13 protein-coding genes are annotated in these 15,181 nt (G+C 73.8%); 6 read left to right on the top strand and 7 right to left on the bottom strand.

All coding sequences use genetic code 11. The features are described from left to right. Positions 1-3: 3 nt before the first annotated feature. On the bottom strand, positions 4-456 hold the full coding sequence (locus ACIBK5_RS34205) for a flavodoxin family protein (protein ID WP_399025766.1): 453 nt from the start codon (positions 454-456) through the stop codon (positions 4-6). 95 nt (positions 457-551) lie between these two features. On the opposite strand from ACIBK5_RS34205, the gene ACIBK5_RS34200 reads away from it, so the two are divergent. Continuing rightward, entirely contained in the window at positions 552-1,001 is a 450-nt protein-coding gene (locus ACIBK5_RS34200; protein WP_215124027.1) for an SRPBCC family protein, read from the top strand. Positions 1,002-1,070: 69 nt separating this feature from the next. Here ACIBK5_RS34200 and ACIBK5_RS34195 read toward each other — a convergent pair whose 3' ends face one another. Both ACIBK5_RS34195 and ACIBK5_RS34190 read right to left on the bottom strand, forming a co-directional pair. Continuing rightward, entirely contained in the window at positions 1,071-5,408 is a 4,338-nt protein-coding gene (locus ACIBK5_RS34195; protein WP_399025763.1) for an HAD-IC family P-type ATPase, read from the bottom strand. Positions 5,409-5,424: 16 nt separating this feature from the next. Continuing rightward, entirely contained in the window at positions 5,425-6,018 is a 594-nt protein-coding gene (locus ACIBK5_RS34190) for a hypothetical protein (RefSeq protein WP_399025762.1), read from the bottom strand. Positions 6,019-6,228: 210 nt separating this feature from the next. On the opposite strand from ACIBK5_RS34190, the gene ACIBK5_RS34185 reads away from it, so the two are divergent. From ACIBK5_RS34185 to ACIBK5_RS34165, 5 genes are all read left to right on the top strand, one after another. After that, a complete protein-coding gene (locus tag ACIBK5_RS34185; protein ID WP_399025760.1) occupies positions 6,229-6,906 on the top strand; it encodes a nucleotidyltransferase family protein in 678 nt (225 codons plus the stop codon). A gap of 10 nt (positions 6,907-6,916) precedes the next feature. Then, entirely contained in the window at positions 6,917-7,204 is a 288-nt protein-coding gene (locus ACIBK5_RS34180; RefSeq protein ID WP_399025758.1) for a BON domain-containing protein, read from the top strand. Further along, positions 7,201-7,965, top strand: coding sequence for a metallophosphoesterase (locus ACIBK5_RS34175; protein WP_399025756.1), 765 nt, complete (start codon positions 7,201-7,203; stop codon positions 7,963-7,965). The genes ACIBK5_RS34180 and ACIBK5_RS34175 overlap by 4 nt, the downstream gene beginning before the upstream one ends. 268 nt (positions 7,966-8,233) lie before the next feature. Further along, positions 8,234-9,898 (top strand): alkaline phosphatase D family protein, encoded by a 1,665-nt coding sequence (locus tag ACIBK5_RS34170; protein ID WP_399025755.1) that lies wholly within the window; start codon positions 8,234-8,236, stop codon positions 9,896-9,898. Positions 9,899-10,042: 144 nt separating this feature from the next. Next, entirely contained in the window at positions 10,043-11,410 is a 1,368-nt protein-coding gene (locus ACIBK5_RS34165) for an alpha-lytic protease prodomain-containing protein (RefSeq protein WP_399025753.1), read from the top strand. A gap of 7 nt (positions 11,411-11,417) precedes the next feature. Here the strand turns inward: ACIBK5_RS34165 and ACIBK5_RS34160 are convergent, their stop codons facing one another. The 4 genes from ACIBK5_RS34160 to ACIBK5_RS34145 all read right to left on the bottom strand — a co-directional run bounded on the left by ACIBK5_RS34160 (position 11,418) and on the right by ACIBK5_RS34145 (position 15,158). Then, on the bottom strand, positions 11,418-12,464 hold the full coding sequence (locus ACIBK5_RS34160) for a serine hydrolase domain-containing protein (RefSeq protein ID WP_399025942.1): 1,047 nt from the start codon (positions 12,462-12,464) through the stop codon (positions 11,418-11,420). Between the two features lie 125 nt (positions 12,465-12,589). Next, positions 12,590-13,507: a DUF6895 family protein gene (locus ACIBK5_RS34155; protein ID WP_399025751.1), complete on the bottom strand. Its 918-nt coding sequence runs from the start codon at positions 13,505-13,507 to the stop codon at positions 12,590-12,592. Then, on the bottom strand, positions 13,504-14,466 hold the full coding sequence (locus ACIBK5_RS34150; protein WP_399025749.1) for a DUF6895 family protein: 963 nt from the start codon (positions 14,464-14,466) through the stop codon (positions 13,504-13,506). Before ACIBK5_RS34150 ends, ACIBK5_RS34155 begins: the two co-directional genes overlap by 4 nt. Then, positions 14,463-15,158: a hypothetical protein gene (locus tag ACIBK5_RS34145; RefSeq protein ID WP_399025940.1), complete on the bottom strand. Its 696-nt coding sequence runs from the start codon at positions 15,156-15,158 to the stop codon at positions 14,463-14,465. The genes ACIBK5_RS34150 and ACIBK5_RS34145 overlap by 4 nt, the downstream gene beginning before the upstream one ends. Between the last annotated feature and the right edge of the window lie 23 nt (positions 15,159-15,181).

Genomic DNA, 15,181 nt, shown 5'->3' with positions numbered 1-15,181 from the left:
TGGTCAGCCCATGAGGCCGGCGGCGACCGTCGCGCCCAGTTCCCAGCACCTCTCGATGTCGCCCTTGTCCGGCTCGCCGGTGACGGTCACGGCCTCGGCGGCGCGGCGCCAGCCGAGACCCGTCGTGATCGACTCGATGCCCCGCACCGCTCCGGTCACGTCGTTCCCGCCGTGCACGTAGAAGCCGAAGGGCCGGCCGCGCGTCGCGTCCAGGCACGGGTAGTAGACCTGGTCGAAGAAGTGCTTGAGGGCGCCCGACATGTAGCCGAGGTTCGCGGGGGTGCCGAGGATGCAGCCGTCGGCCGCGAGGACGTCGGAGGCGGTGGCGGACAGCGCGGGCAGGCGTACCACCCGGACGTCCTCGATCTCGGGGTCCGTCGCCCCGGAGACGACGGCTTCGAACATCGCCTGGCAGTGCGGCGAGGGTGTGTGATGGACGATCAGCAAGGTGGCCACGGCACCCGACCTTACAAGTCGTGAAGACCATGAGTGCCCGGCGCGAGATCTGGTACCCGTCCGTCGCTCTCCGTACGAGAAAGGGAGGTACCGCCTTGTCACAGGTAGAGGAATCCATCGAGGTCCACGTCCCCGTGCACACCGCTTACAACCAGTGGACCCAGTTCGAGGACTTTCCCCAGTTCATGGAGGGTGTCGAGCGCATCGAGCAACGCACCGACACGCTGACGCACTGGGTGACGAAGGTCGGCGGCCAGGAGCGGGAGTTCGACGCGGAGATCACCGAGCAGGTTCCCGACGAGCGCGTCGCCTGGACGACGGTGGGCGGGGAGGCCAGGCAGGCCGGTGTGGTCACCTTCCACCGCATCCAGGACGACACGACCAAGGTCATGCTGCAGTTGGAGTTCGACCCCGTCGGGCTGACCGAGACCGTGGGCGACAAGCTCGGGTTCGTCAAGCGGCAGGTCTCGGGTGACCTGCGGCGGTTCAAGCAGTTCATGGAGGCCCGGGGGTCGGAGACGGGCGCCTGGCGCGGCGCGGTCTGAGCCGGCGACAGCGGGCGGCCGCCACCACGCGCAGTGGTGACGGCCGCCTTTCGCGTGCGTGCTCGCCCGCTACGCCACCACCGGCCGGGCGATCCCGCTCTGCAGCAGTTCCCGGGCCTGCTGGGTCAGGTCGCCCAGACGCAGCGCGAGGCGTGTCACCGCCTCGTAGAGGAGGTGGACGGCCCGGAGGTGTTCCAGACGCGGGGCCAGGGCCGAGAGGGCGATGGCCACGGCCACGCCCGCCCAGGCCGCCGGGCCGAGCGGGGTGCAGCCGAAGAAGTGGCTGACGCCGGGGGTCTGGACGAGGGCGGCGAGCACGGCGGCCGAGCCGAGGGCCGTCACCCACACCAGCGGGCTGCGGCGGCGGCCGGAGAGGGTCTGCACGAGCTGGGCGCCGACCACGCCGCACAGGGCCATGGTGGTGGACCTGCGTTCGGTGCCCGGGGTGAGGCGGCCGATGAGGTACGCCGTGACCGCGCCGAGGCAGGTGGTGATGCCCCGGCGCCGGATGGAGCGCAGCAGCGGGGCGCCGAGGACGTTGAGGCTCATCGGGCCGGTCGCGGCGTTCTCCGCCGTCGAGGGGTCGTCGCTCGGCGTGACCGCCACGGCCATGGCCGGGAACATGTCGGTGAGCAGGTTGACCAGGAGCAGCTGACGTGTCGACAGGGGGGAGGCGCCGGCCAGCAGGGTGCCGAGGACACTGAAGCCGACCTCGCCGGCGTTGCCGCCGATGAGGATGCTCACCGCGTCGGCCACGCTGCGCCACAGGGCACGGCCCTCGGCGACCGCGTCGACGAGGACGGACAGGTCGCCCGTGGTGAGCACGAGGTCGGCGGCGTTGCGGGCGGCCGCGGAGCCGCGGGACTCGACGCCGACCCCGACATCGGCGGCGCGGATGGCGGCAGCGTCGTTGGCACCGTCACCGGCCATCGCCACGACCCGTCCGGCCTGTTGCAGGGCCTCGACGACGTGCAGTTTCTGCTCGGGTGCGACCCGGGCGATGACGCCGGCGCCGTGCAGGACCCGGACGCGTTCGCGGCGTTCCATCGCCACGAGTTCGTCGCCTGTCACCGCCTCGGTCTCCTCCGGCCAGCCCAGTTGCAGGGCGATGGCGCGGGCGGTCTCGGGGTGGTCGCCGGTGAGCATGACGGGCAGGATGCCGGAGCGGCGGAGTTCCGCGAGCAGGGCGTGCGAGGTGTCGCGCGGGACGTCGGCGAGGGCGACGAAGCCGCTGAACTCCAGGTCGGCGAGCGGCGCCTCGAGTTCGGCCTCGGCGTCGTCGGCCCGGCAGGGGCGCCGGGCGACGGCGAGGACGCGCAGCCCCTTTCCCGCCAGCTCGTGGGCGGTGTCGGTCGCGTGGCCGGGAAGGTCCCGGCAGGCCGGCAGGATCGTCTCCGGGGCGCCCTTGACGACGAGGAGTTCACCGAAGTCCGGGTCGCCGTCACGGCCGACCGCCGCGGCGTAGCCCCGCCGGGTCTCGAAGGGCAGCTCGCCGGTCGGGGCCCAGCCCTCGTCGGGCGGGGCGACGTCGAGGACGGCCTCGTCGGTGGCGTGTGCGACACGGCGGCCGTGTCCCGTCTCCTCCTGCGGGCAGGCGCGCGCGGCCAGGCGTACGACCGGCAGGGCCTGTTCGGTGCCGGTCTCGAGGACGGTGCCGTCGGCGGTGGCGACGCGGACCAGGCGCAGTCTGTTCTCGGTGAGGGTGCCGGTCTTGTCGAAGCAGACGGTGTCGACCCGCCCGAGCGCCTCCAGGGTGCGCGGGGTGCGGACCAGGACGCCGCGCCGGGACAGCCGCCGGGCGGCCGCCATCTGCGCGACCGTGGCGACGAGCGGGAGTCCTTCCGGCACGGCGGCGACGGCGACGGCGACACCGCCGCTGACGGCGCGTCGTACGGGGCTGCCGCGCAGCAGGGACAGTCCGGTCACGGCGGCGCCGCCCGTGAAGGTCACCGGCAGGGCCTTGCGGGTCAGTTCCTGCAACCGGGCCTGGACGCCGGCGGGCGGCGGGGTGCGGGCGGCGAGTGTGACGGCGCGGCCCGCCTCGGTCTGGTCGCCGGTGTCGACGACGAGTGCGGTGGCGCGTCCGGCCACGACGGTCGTGCCCTCGAACACCATGCAGGTGCGCCGGCCCACCGGCAGTCCGGGCGTGGCGTCGACGGCCTTGGAGACGGGCAGGGACTCACCGGTGAGTGCCGACTCGTCGACCTCGAGGCCGTCGACCTCCAGCAGCCGGGCGTCGGCGGGGACGACGTCGCCCGCGCCGAGACTGATCTCGTCGCCGGGCCGCAGCCGGGCGGCGTCGACGGTGACGGTGCGCCGGTGCCTGTCCTGCTTGCGGGCCTTGGGCTGCTGCCGGGCGGCCAGCCGGGCCAGTGCCTGTTCGGCGCGCATCCGCTGGAGTCCGCCCGTCACGGCGTTGAGGTCCATGGCGCCCACGACCAGCAGGGCGTCGACGAGCGAGCCGAGCAGTGCGGAGGCGACGGCGCCCGTGGCCAGGACGGGGGTGAGCGGATCGTCGAGTTCGCGGCGTACGGCACCGGCCGCCTGCCACGTCCAGCGCCCGGGGGTCATGACCGGGTGGCGGATCAGCCGCCCGGCCTGCTGTCGCGATCGGTCGGCGAGCAGGGCGAGTCCGCGGGGCTCGTCGTCGCGCCCGGCGCGTACCAGCCGGTCGCGGGCCTCGTGGGGTTCCAGGGCGTGCCAGGGGATGTGCAGTCGTGGCGGGGGCGGGGTGGCCCGGGCCACCTGGACGCCCGCGAGCCAGCCGGTGAACAGGGCGTTGGCGGCGGCGATGTTGACGGGGGCGTGCCGGGTGAGGGGCCACATCCCGAGTCGGCCCATGCGCTGTCCGCCGCGGGCGACCAGGAGCCCCGACAGGGCGGCGCCCGCGCGGGCCAGTGTCTGGGACCGGCGTCCGACGCGCCGGGCCGCGGGGATCGCCGTCAGCAGCCGCCAGACGTCGGCGAGGCCGCCCGGGGCCAGTGCGTCGACGCCCCAGGAGACGGCGGCACGCCCGTCGGTGAGGGCGATGGCCACGTCGCCCGCGGGCAGTCCGGCCGCCACGTGCCCGTCGCCGGACGCCCTGAGGCGGGCGACGGTCACCACCACGTGCCCGTCCTGCTGCAGGGCCCGTACGACGTCTCCGAACGGTTTCGCACCCGGGGCGACCTCGTCGGCGAGCCGGGTGATGTCCTTCAGGTCGGAGCCGCCGGCGATCACGACGTGCAGTCCCGCCCTGCGGGCGGCGTCGAGGACGGCCTCGGCGAAGGGGTGGACCGGGTCGTCGGGCAGCCCGTCGGCGTCGTCCTCGTGGTCCTCCCGCCGACTGCGCAGGGCGTCGGCGTGCAGGACCAGGGCGTCGGCGATCTCCAGCTGCCGCAGGCGCTCCCCGTTGCGCAGGAGGATCCCGGCGTGGGCGAGGAAGGTGCCGAGGGTCGCGCCGAAGGCGGCCGGTCCGTACCGGGCCGCCTTGGGGGATCCCGCGAGGACCGCTTCGGCCGCGTCGCTCGCCCTGTGCGTGACGAGGAGGGTGGCGGCGGCACCGGCGAGGCTGCCCGTGCTCGCGTGGGAGGCGTACTCCGCGGCGGGCGTCACCTTGAGCGGCGGCCGGGTGTCCGGGGGGCAGGGCAGACTGGTGCGCCGTTCGTGGACGATGTCGTCGTGCAGTGCCTCGAAGGCCGCGGCCCTGGCCACGGCCTCCGTCAGCTGGGTACCGCGCAGGAAGCCGTCGAGCAGGAGCGCCAGCGGGGTCTGGCCGGCGCCGTGTGCCGCGGCGTTGGCGGCGGCGAGGACGAGTTCCATGCCGGAGCTGCCGAAGCGCTCCCGGAGCAGGGCGCGGAAGCGGGGGTTCTCGCGCAGCAGGGTGACGCCGGCGGTGATGATGCGTGAGGTGGGCGGCAGGCGCAGGGACCGGCCGGCCAGGGCGCCGGCCGCGCCGGCGGCGTCCAGCAGGATCGCCGCCGCGGTGACGCGCACCTCGGTGGGGTCGCCGGGGTGGCTGGTGTCCCGGGCGTTCGGGTCGGCGCCCTCGTCCAGGCCGAAGCGGGCGGCGAGCGCGGTGGCCCGCTCGGTGACCCGGTCGGTGGCGGCCTCCTCGGCCACGGTGATCACCATGCGGGACAGCCCCTCGTCCCAGTACGCCATGAGGACGTCCGGGTGGTCGAGCAGTTCCCCGGCCAGCTCGCGGGCGAGCGTGCCGGCCTCGCCGTCGGAGCGCCGCAGGGCGAGGTGGACGTGCTGCCCGGCCTTCCAGTGCTGTCCGCCGGTCAGGGCGTTGCGCGCGACGTTGCGCACCCGCCGCGTGGTGTCGTAGACGGACGTCACGCCCTGGGCGGTGCTGCGGACGGCCCCTGCGGCCGCCCCGGCCACGGCCCCGACGAGCGGGGCGACCTCGAAGCGTGTGAGCATCTGCCGCTGTCCCGGCTCAGCCGGCGGACCGGCTGTCGTGTCCCTGGGGGTGAGCGCGTTCCCGGTCCGGCTCCTCGCCGTGCGCCTCGTGATGCGCGGTGGCCTCGGCGACCTGCTTCAGCGCGGAGGCGGTGGCGGTGTCGCCCACCTTGGCGGGCTGTTCGTGGACGTGCTGTTCGGACCGGTCGTGCCGCTCGTGCCGGTAGTGGGACGCGGCGAGCCTGCCGCCGGGGCCGTAGGCGGAGGTGTCCTGATCGTCCGGCGTGTCCTGGGCACCGGTGCCCTCGCGGCGTTCACCGGACCGGGCGGTCCGCGTGCCGCCGTTCGGTGACGCGCCGTCGGGCTCCTGCCCGTGCCGGGGCTGTGTCAGCCAGGCGACCGCGGTGGCAGTCAGCGCCACCGGCCACTCCACCACTCCGGCCACACCGAGCACACCGGCACCGGCGTAGACGGCCATCCGGCGGCCGCGCGGCGACACCGCGCCGACCTTGTCCAGGGCTCCTCCGGCCACCCTGCCCACCTGCTCCGCGCCCGGCAGATGCCTGAGGCCGGAGGCGACGGCCCGCAACGGCTGCGGAAGATCCGACGAACGTGATGTCTCCTGGTTCATGTCGACCTCCACAGGCGCGCTTTTGTCCGGCTTAGAACGGTTTTCCAGCTTCCTGCCCTATATTCCGTCGTCGGCGGTGTGAGCGCTTGTCTTGTTCGGCCGGAGCAGCGAGTCGCAGCCTTCCGTGTCGGCACGGGCGCGCTGGGTACTCAGAGCGGGCACACGGCCCCTCGCGGCAGCGGAGTGTCCGGTTCGGCGAATGGAGTGGTCATGACGGAGAACGGTGATGACGCGACGCTCGTGCGGCGGCCGGGGATACCCGACCTCCGACTGGCCCCGGACCGGACCGAGCCCGCGCCGCCCCAGGACCCGCAGGCCGGCGAGCCTCCGCACGAACTGCCCCTGGACCGCAACCAGGCGATTCTGGAGGCGGCCAAACAGGTCGGTTCCCTGCTGAAGCGGAAGGGGCATCTCTTCGCGCTGGCCGGGAGCGTGGCCGTCTACGCGCACGGGGGCGAGAAGAACCTCCAGCACGACGTCGACTTCGCCGTCCGCCCCGAGGACGCCGAGGCGGTGGCGGTCACGCTCCGCGACGCGGGACTGACCGTCTACACGCCGCCGGAGGACTGGCTGATCAAGGCCACGTGTTTCGGCCAGCCCGTCGACATCATCTTCGAGCTGGCGGACCGGCCGGTCGGCGCGGACATGCTGGAGCGGGCGGAGGAGATCTCGGTCGACTCGGTGCGCATGCCCGTGCTGGCCCCGACCGACCTGCTGTGGAGCCTGGCCGCCGCCTTCTCCGAGCACCACTGCGACTTCGGCGCCGCCCTTCCCATCGCGCGCGCCCTGCGGGAGAAGGTCGACTGGGAGCGGGTGCGGCGCGAGTGCGGGGACGCGCCCATGCCCGCCGCCTTCTTCTTTCTCCTGGAGCGCCTCGACGTCATCTGAAGGAGCAGCCATGAGCACCCACGGTTCCCAGGACACGGGCGGCGCGCCGCCGGCGCAGAGCCTGGACTACCGCATCGCCCACCTCCAGGACCGGCTCGCCTCCGGCGAACTCGGTGAACTGGGCGTACGGGCCGAGGCCCGCGGCGGGACGGTGCTGCTCACCGGCACCGTGCCCTCGGCCCCCTGCCGCGACGAGATCCTGCGCACCGCCCTCGAGGAACTCGCCGGGACACCGGTGCACAGCGACCTCGTGGTCACCGACGCGTCCTCCCCCGACCACGCGGAGGACCTCTCATGATCCGCGTCGCAGCCGTCGGAGACATCCACATGGGGCCCGACAGCCAGGGCCTGCTCCGCCCCGCGTTCGAGACCCTGCCCGAGTGCGCCGACCTCCTGCTGCTGGCCGGGGACCTCACCCGGCACGGCACTCCCGAGGAGGCCCGGGTGGTGGCCCGGGAGATCCAGGGCCTCGGGGTGCCGGTGGTCGCCGTCCTGGGCAATCACGACCATCACGACGACCAGCCCGACGAGGTCACGGCCGTGCTCAGGGACGCCGGCGCCCATGTCCTCGAGGGGCAGGGGACGGTCGTGCCGTGCGGCGGGGCGCGGATCGGCGTGGCCGGCACCAAGGGGTTCGGCGGCGGCTTCGTCGGCCGCTGCGCCGGGGAGTTCGGCGAGCCGGTCATGAAGGAGTTCGTCAGGCACTCGCGTCACTGCGCCGACGGCCTGCGGGCGTCCCTGGAGCGGCTCGGCGAGGAGGGCTGTGACGCGCGGATCGCCCTGACCCACTACTCCCCCGTCCCGGACACGCTGGCCGGCGAACCGCTGGAGATCTATCCCTTCCTGGGCAGCTATCTGCTGGCCGAGGCGATCGACACGGCGGGCGCCGACCTCGCGGTGCACGGGCACGCCCACGCCGGCACGGAACACGGCATGACGAGCGGCGGCGTACGCGTGCGCAATGTCGCCCAGCCGGTCATCGGGCGGGCGTTCCACGTCTACCACCTGCCGGTCGGTGATCACGCGACCACCGGGGCCGCCGCCCAGGCCGCCCGCTAGCTCCCTGGGCGGCCCCTGGGCCCCTGGGCCCCTGCCAGCTCGCCCCTACCCCTCCACCCACCGCCGCCGGCCGACGCCGGCGGCGTTTCCGTGTTCCGCGACAGGTGACGCGAGACGCCGTTCCCGTACCGCCTCTGGTGTGAACGCCCCGCAGGTCGCGCCCGCTTCAGGCATTTTGTCTGCTTAGCATGCATGCTCCGCGCTCCCCACGTCGGCGATGCCCCACGCGTCCGTCCGGGGCGCCCTGCCCCGTACGAGAGGACATCAGATGGCGCTGACGGGCCGTCGAAAAGCACCGTCCGAGCATGCCTTCTCCCCGCACGACACCGTACTGCGCACCGCGGCTCCGCACGTCGCCCGCCGTCGGTTCCTGACCGTCACCGCGGCGGCGGCGATGCTCGCCTTCACCACCAACCGGCCGGCCCGCGGCGCCACCGCCGCTCCGGAACTCGACGCCGCCCGGGTCTCCGACGACCCCTTCACCCTCGGCGTGGCCTCCGGCGATCCGCTGCCCGACTCGGTGCTGATCTGGACGCGCCTGGCCCCCGAGCCGTTCACCGCGGACGGCGGTCTGGGCCAGGAGCGGGTCGCCGTCTCCTGGGAAGTGGCCACGGACGAGTGGTTCGCGCTCGTCGAGCAGCGGGGTGTCGCCACGGCTCATCCCGAGTACGCCCACAGCGTGCACGTCGACGTCAAGGGCCTGAGGCCGAACAGCCACTACTACTACCGGTTCCGGGTGGGCAGCTGGATCAGTCCCACGGGCCGGACCCGTACGGCACCGGCCGCCGGCAGCGCCACCGCCGGCATGCGGCTGGCCGCCGTGGCCTGCCAGGCCTACCAGGACGGCTACTACACCGCCTACCGGCATCTGGCGGAGGAGGACGTCGACGCGGTGTTCCACCTCGGCGACTACCTGTACGAGTACCCGGTGGACTCCGCCGGCGGGGCCCGCCGCTACAGCGACCGCAAGCTGCCCGACGTGTTCAACCGCGAGACGATCACCCTCGCGGACTACCGGCTGCGCTACGCGCTCTACAAGAACGACCCGGACCTGCGCGCCGCGCACGCCCGGCACCCGTTCCTCGTCACCTGGGACGACCACGAGACGGAGAACAACTACGCGGGCGCCTTCGACGAGAACGGCACCTCCCCGGACCAGTTCCTGGCGCGCCGCGCCGCCGCATACAGGGCCTACTGGGAGAACCAGCCGCTGCGCGCCGAGCAGCTGCCGCAGGGCCCCGACGCCAGGCTGTACCGCCGCCTGAACTGGGGGTCACTCGTCCAGTTCGACCTCCTGGACACCCGCCAGTACCGCTCCGACCAGGCCTACGACGACCGGCCGCACGCGCCGGGCACCGAGTCGGACGACCCGGCCCGCACGCTGACCGGCGCCGCTCAGGAACGCTGGCTGCTGGACGGCTGGCGTGACTCCTCCGCGCTGTGGCACGTGATGCCCCAGCAGGTGTGCTTCGCACAGCGCAAGTTCGACGTGACCGGGCCGGCCCGGGTCTCCATGGACGCCTGGGACGGCTACCGCGCATCCCGCGACCGGGTCACGGCGGGCGCGAAGGCCGCGGGCGTCGACAACTGGATGGTCCTCACCGGCGACGTCCACGTCGGATACGCCTTCGACATCAAGGACGACTTCGACGACCCGCGGTCCAGGACGCTGGGCACGGAGTTCACCTGCACCTCCGTCTCCAGCGGCGGCAACGGGACCGAGAAGCCCGACAACTGGGACACCTACCTGCGGGCCAACCCCCATATGAAGTACTACGACGGCCGGCGCGGTTACGTCCGGGTGGAACTGGGCCGCGCGAACGCCCAGGTCGACTTCCGGACCGTCCCGTCCATCACGCAGCCCGGGGGCACCGTCGCGACGACCGCGTCCTTCGTCACGGAGGTGGGTTCGCCCGGCCTGAAGTCCGCGTGACACACCCGGCGACCGCAGTACTGCACTTGGCGCCCTTCCCCGCGCCAAAGCGCGAAACGGGGCGGACCGGGACATCTCTCCGTGCCGTTCCGGCAAGGCCTATGGCTTGCGGCAGTTCCACCGTGATCGAAGGAGACACATCGCATGGTCCACAGACACGCCGTGACCGGCCGCCGGGCGGCCCTGACCGCCCTCGGCGCGCTCGTCGCCACCGGGCTCCCCTCCGCCGTGGCGGCCGAGCCGACGCCTCCCGCGGGCCCGTTGCCCTCGGCCGCCCAGACCCTCGGCGCCGACCGGCCGTCGGCTCCGGTGCTGCGTGCCCTGGAGCGCGACCTCGGGCTGACCCCGGCCCAGGCGTCCCGGCGGCTGGTCAACGAGGCGGAGGCGGGCACCCGGGCGGGGCGGCTGCGCAACGCCCTGGGCACCCGCTTCGCGGGGGCCTGGCTGCGCGGCACGACAGCACAGGAGCTCGTGGTGGCGACCACCAACACCGCGGACGTGCCCGCCATCAAGGCCCAGGGCGCCAAGGCCGCCGTCGTGAAGAAGACGCTCCGGGACCTCCAGACGGCGAAGAAGAAGCTCGACGGGGCAGCGGCCCGTGCCAACACCCGCGACACGCCCCTGTGGTACGTCGACCTCCCGGCGAACCGGGTCGCGGTGCAGGCCCGGAGCAAGGCCGCGGCCGCCGCGTTCGTCAAGGCCGCGGGCCTCGACGCCAAGAGCGTGGGCGTGACCGTGACGGCGGAGCGGCCACGGCTGTTCGCGGATCTCACCGGCGGCGACGCCTACTACATCAACGGCAGCGCCCGCTGCTCGATCGGGTTCTCCGTCACCAAGGGCCAGCAGCAGGGCTTCGCCTCGGCGGGGCACTGCGGCAAGAAGGGCGATACGACGACCGGGTTCAACCAGGCCGAACAGGGCACGTTCCAGGCCTCCACGTTCCCCGGCAAGGACATGTCGTGGGTGGCCGTCAACGACCAGTGGACGACCACGGCGAACGTGAAGGTCGAGGGCGAGCAGAAGGTGCAGGTCACCGGCTCGGTCCAGGCGCTCGTCGGGGCCGCCGTCTGCCGCTCCGGCTCCACCAGCGGGTGGCACTGCGGCAAGGTCGAGCAGCACGACGCCAGTGTCAGCTACGCCGAGGGCCGGGTGGACGGGCTGACCCGGACGACGGTGTGCGCCGAGCCGGGTGACTCCGGCGGGCCCTACGTCGCGGGCGTCCAGGCGCAGGGCGTGACCTCCGGTGGTACGGGCGACTGCAAGAGCGGGGGCACGACGTTCTTCCAGCCGATCAATCCGCTGCTCAGCGCATTCGGTCTCACTCTGAAGACCGCGGTCGCCGAAGCCGCGGCACCGCAGGGCAACGTCGCGCAGACCTGGGCCGCCGGCCGGGTCTACGAAGCCGGCGTCACGGTGAGTCACGCCGGAGTGCGCTACCAGTGCCTGCAGACCCACCAGGCCCAGGGCCCGTGGGCGCCCACCCGCACCCCGGCCCTGTGGCAGCGGATGTGACGAAGGGTCAGGACGGTCCGGCGCCGGCCCGGCAGCTCCCGTCGGCGCCGGGCCGGGCCCGCTGCTCCCCCGTCAGCAGCGCGTACGCGGACGCCAGGAACGGGTCGTGGCCGCGGAAGCGGCGGGTGCACACCGCGGCCAGGGCCGTGCCGGTGTCGGGGCAGAAGCCCAGGAACGTCTGCTGGCCGAGAGTCGCCCCGCTGTGGAAGTACATCGGTCCGCCGTCGGTCGGGTGACGGAACCAGGCGGTGGTGTGGACATGCCGGTGCCCGATGCCCCGGCGGAGCACGGGCCGGCGCACCTCGCGCAGGGCCGCGGTGAGTTGTGGTGATCGGCCGGTGGGGTCCAGATGGGCCTCGAGGAAGGTGAGCAGGTCGTGCGGCGTGGCCCGTACGGCGCCCGCGGCCTGGAAGCCCCCGGCGTCGAAGGGGGGCACGGGCGACCGGCCGTCCTTGCCGTGCCCGAGTGCGTCGAGCCCGGAGTCGTCCGCGCGCAGGGTCGTGCCGTCCAGACCGAGCGGGTGCAGGACCTGGCCGGTGAGCAGGTCCTCCCACGGTGTGCCGGTCGCGGCGGCGAGTGCGTGTCCGAGTACGGCGACACCGTAGTTGGAGTAGCGCCACCGGGTGCCGGGGCGGTGGCGCGGCCGGTGACGCAGGAAGGCGTCGACGACCCGGGCGGCCGGGAAGCGGCCGTAGGGGTTGGTGTGCCAGGCGGGCAGGGCCCGGAGGAAGAACCCGGGCGGCAGGGCGGGCAGTCCGGAGGTGTGGGTGATCAGATGCGCGAGCGTCACCGGGTGGGCGGCGGCCGGCCGGCCCCCGTCCAGGAAGGCGATGGCGGGCTCACCGCCCGACAGCCTTCCGCTGTGGATCAGCCGGGCCAGCAGCAGCCCGGTGAACGTCTTGGCGGCCGAGCCGATCTCGTACCGCAGATCCTCCCGGGGAAGCGGCGGAGGCGGGGCGGTACCGCCGCTCAGGACGATGCGGCGGCCGTGCCGCGAGAGGGCGAAGACGACGTCCGGCGCGTCGGTGGCGGTGACGGCGTCCGCGAGCAGCATGCCGAGCGCCCCGTCGTCCGGGACGAGTTCCGGTGACCGGACGGGCGGGGCGGGGTGAGCGGCCGCGGGCGTGGCACGAGGGTCGTCGAGCGGTTCGCCCTGCCGCGAGGCGCGCCGGCCGGTCGTCACGAGGCGTGTGCCAGGCGGGACAGGGAGCGGGAGGTGGCCAGGACGGACGCGTAGGCGGCGACCAGGGTCGGATGGTAGACGATGTCGAACACCTCGTCGGGGTCGCCCTCGGGCATCGTCCGCAGGGCCGGCATGGCCCCGTCGGGCTGCTGTGCGGCGGCGAAGCCCTCCCAGGCCCGTTCGTCCAGGGTGGGGCGGGGCAGGCAGGCGTCGACCACCAGCAGTTCGCCCAGCAGGTCCCAGCGCTCGAGGTCCAGCCAGTCGTCGATCCAGACGGGCAGCCAGGTCGCGAGGTAGTCGGCGGTGGCGGGCGGCAGGCCGTCCGGGTTCTCTCCCCAGTCGGTCAGATGGAACACGTTGTGCGTGACGTCGTAGGCGATGTGCCCTTCCACCGTCCAGGGCTCGGGGGTGCGGGCCAGCCAGGTGGTGTCCCGCAGTTCGGCCTCGGCAGGACGCGGTGGGAGGCCGAACCGGCGCTGGAACGCGGACAGTCCGAGCCTGCGGGTGGGGGTCGCCTCGAACGCCACCCAGCTGTCCAGCCGGTGGTTCAGGGCGGCCGCCCGCTCCACCTCCGGCTGGCTGTAGCCGAGTTCCTTGAAGGGCAGGTACACCTCGAACGGGATGGGTGAGATCGGCTCCGTGAGCTGCCCGCGCACCAGCATGCGGCCGCCGTCCAGCGTCTCGCGCCAGGCGTGGTCGACGAGTTGCCGGGCCAGTTGTGCCTGGCGTGATCCCGCAACGCCCTCGCGGAACAGCACCTTGCAGATCATGGCGAGTTCGCCGATGGGTTTGAAGCGCTCCAGGAATCCGACCTCCGGGTCGACGTCGGGTTCCAGCTCGAATCCGTCGCGGTGGGCCCACAGCCATTCCAGGGCGCTAGCCCCGACGTTGTGGATCAGGCGGGTGTCGGTCATCCCAGCACTCCTTGTCCGCCGGGCCGGTGCTGTGTGCCTGCCCGGGCTCCGTCCTCGAGACGCCCTGTGGTCAGGGTTGCCGCGAAGGCGGCCATGAGGGTGGGGTGGTAGTGGGTGAGGAAGTCCGGGCCGCCGTCGTGGTCCGTTCCGCCTCCTTGCTCCGGGATCGCGCCGGAGGGGTGCTGAACCGCCGCGACCCGTGCCCAGGCGTCCTCGAGGACGGCGGGTTCGGGCAGCACGGGCAGGCTCGCCGCCACGGCCAGCAGCTCGCAGCCGAGGTCCCACATCCCGGCGTCCAGACAGGTGTCCAGCCAGGGCGGCAGCCAGTCGGCCAGGTAGTCGGCGACGTCCGGTGGTACGCCGCCGGGCCCGGCGCGCCCCCAGTCGGTGAGGTGGAAGACCACGTGGGTGAGGGAGTAGCCGGAGGACTTCTCGAAGGTCCAGGGCTCGGGCAGCCCGGCCAGCCAGGTGTGCCGCAGCGCCTGCGGCATCGCGTCGGACTGCCGGATGCCGCTGCGGTTCTCGGCGTTCAGGACGCCGAGCCGCCGGGTGGGCTCCTGCTCGGTGAGCCGCCAGCCGAGGGTGCGGGCCACCGTGGCGGTGGCCGCCTCGTAGCCGGGGTGCCGCAGGCCCGCCGCGGCCATGGCGGCGTACACCTCCAACGGGTAGGTGGCGAAGGGCTCCAGCCGTTGCAGGCGCACGAACAGCTCTCCCCGGCCGGTCTGTTGCCACGCGAAGGCCATGAGGTCGGCCGCGCAGGCGTGGAGCGGATCAGGGGGCGCCGTGTGCCGGGACACGGTCGCGCACACCTGGGCCAGTTCCCCGAGCGGTTTCCAGCTGCGGTTCACCTGTCCGTCGGCGGCCAGCGCGTCCTCGCCCAGCGCGAACCGCTCGCGATGCGCGGACACCCACGCCAGCGCGTCCTCGGCCACCTGGCGCGGCCCCCGTACGTCGCTCACACGAACGCTCCCGTCCGGGTCAGCCGTGCCGCCCGCACCTGCAGTGCCACGAGCGGGTCCTGACCGCCCATCAGCTCCACGAAGTCCAGGCCGTTCTCGAGGCCCAGCGTCCGCGGTACGCCGTCCAGCAGGGTCAGCCAGCGTCCGGCGCCGGCCGCCTGCCGCCAGTCCCTGCGGCGTACGGCGCGCACGAAGCCGCGGGCGACGTCGACCGGCCGGTGCACGGCCGCGCGGGCGACCGCGCTGTCCTCGCCGGGCAGGGCGAGGGCGGCCAGCACCGCGAGCTGGTGCGTCAGGAGTTGCCAGCTCGCGCCCTCGAGCCAGGCCGTGTCGGGTTCTTCGTCCGGGCCGTCGGCGTGGCCCGGGTCGAGCCGGCGCAGCGTGCGTCGCATGGCCCAGTGGCTCCACACGACGGTGGGGGCGGCGTGGGCGCCGGGCGGGTAGGCCTCCACGGCCTTCCGGAACACGGCGAGTTCGCCGGGCGGGGGCGGGGTGTGGTGAAGGGTGCTCGGCAGCAACGCGTCGGCTCCCAGCACACGTACGGCCGCGAGGGCGAGGCCCTCCGCTTCCGGGTCGACCGCCACGGGGGCGGCCGCACGAGCGTGGTCTCCGCGCCCAAGAGCGGGGACCACCCCCGAAGCGGGGTCCAGCACCCCGTCCGGCAAGAGAGACGAAGTGCCGGACAGCGTCATGGTTGGGCCAGTGGGGGCACACA

The organism is Streptomyces sp. NPDC050546, assembly GCF_044457425.1.
Taxonomy (GTDB): Bacteria; Actinomycetota; Actinomycetes; order Streptomycetales; family Streptomycetaceae; genus Streptomyces.
This window is presented reverse-complemented; position numbering and strand designations above follow the sequence as displayed.

Bases quoted from the DNA above. Each gene is read 5' to 3' on its own strand.
- ACIBK5_RS34145 (WP_399025940.1), bottom strand. From the start codon at position 15,158: ATGACGCTGTCCGGCACTTCGTCTCTCTTGCCGGACGGGGTGCTGGAC.
- ACIBK5_RS34155 (WP_399025751.1), bottom strand. From the start codon at position 13,507: ATGACCGACACCCGCCTGATCCACAACGTCGGGGCTAGCGCCCTGGAA.
- ACIBK5_RS34160 (WP_399025942.1), bottom strand. From the start codon at position 12,464: ATGCTGCTCGCGGACGCCGTCACCGCCACCGACGCGCCGGACGTCGTC.
- ACIBK5_RS34170 (WP_399025755.1), top strand. From the start codon at position 8,234: ATGGCGCTGACGGGCCGTCGAAAAGCACCGTCCGAGCATGCCTTCTCC.
- ACIBK5_RS34165 (WP_399025753.1), top strand. From the start codon at position 10,043: ATGGTCCACAGACACGCCGTGACCGGCCGCCGGGCGGCCCTGACCGCC.
- ACIBK5_RS34185 (WP_399025760.1), top strand. From the start codon at position 6,229: ATGACGGAGAACGGTGATGACGCGACGCTCGTGCGGCGGCCGGGGATA.
- ACIBK5_RS34175 (WP_399025756.1), top strand. From the start codon at position 7,201: ATGATCCGCGTCGCAGCCGTCGGAGACATCCACATGGGGCCCGACAGC.
- ACIBK5_RS34190 (WP_399025762.1), bottom strand. From the start codon at position 6,018: ATGAACCAGGAGACATCACGTTCGTCGGATCTTCCGCAGCCGTTGCGG.
- ACIBK5_RS34180 (WP_399025758.1), top strand. From the start codon at position 6,917: ATGAGCACCCACGGTTCCCAGGACACGGGCGGCGCGCCGCCGGCGCAG.
- ACIBK5_RS34195 (WP_399025763.1), bottom strand. From the start codon at position 5,408: ATGCTCACACGCTTCGAGGTCGCCCCGCTCGTCGGGGCCGTGGCCGGG.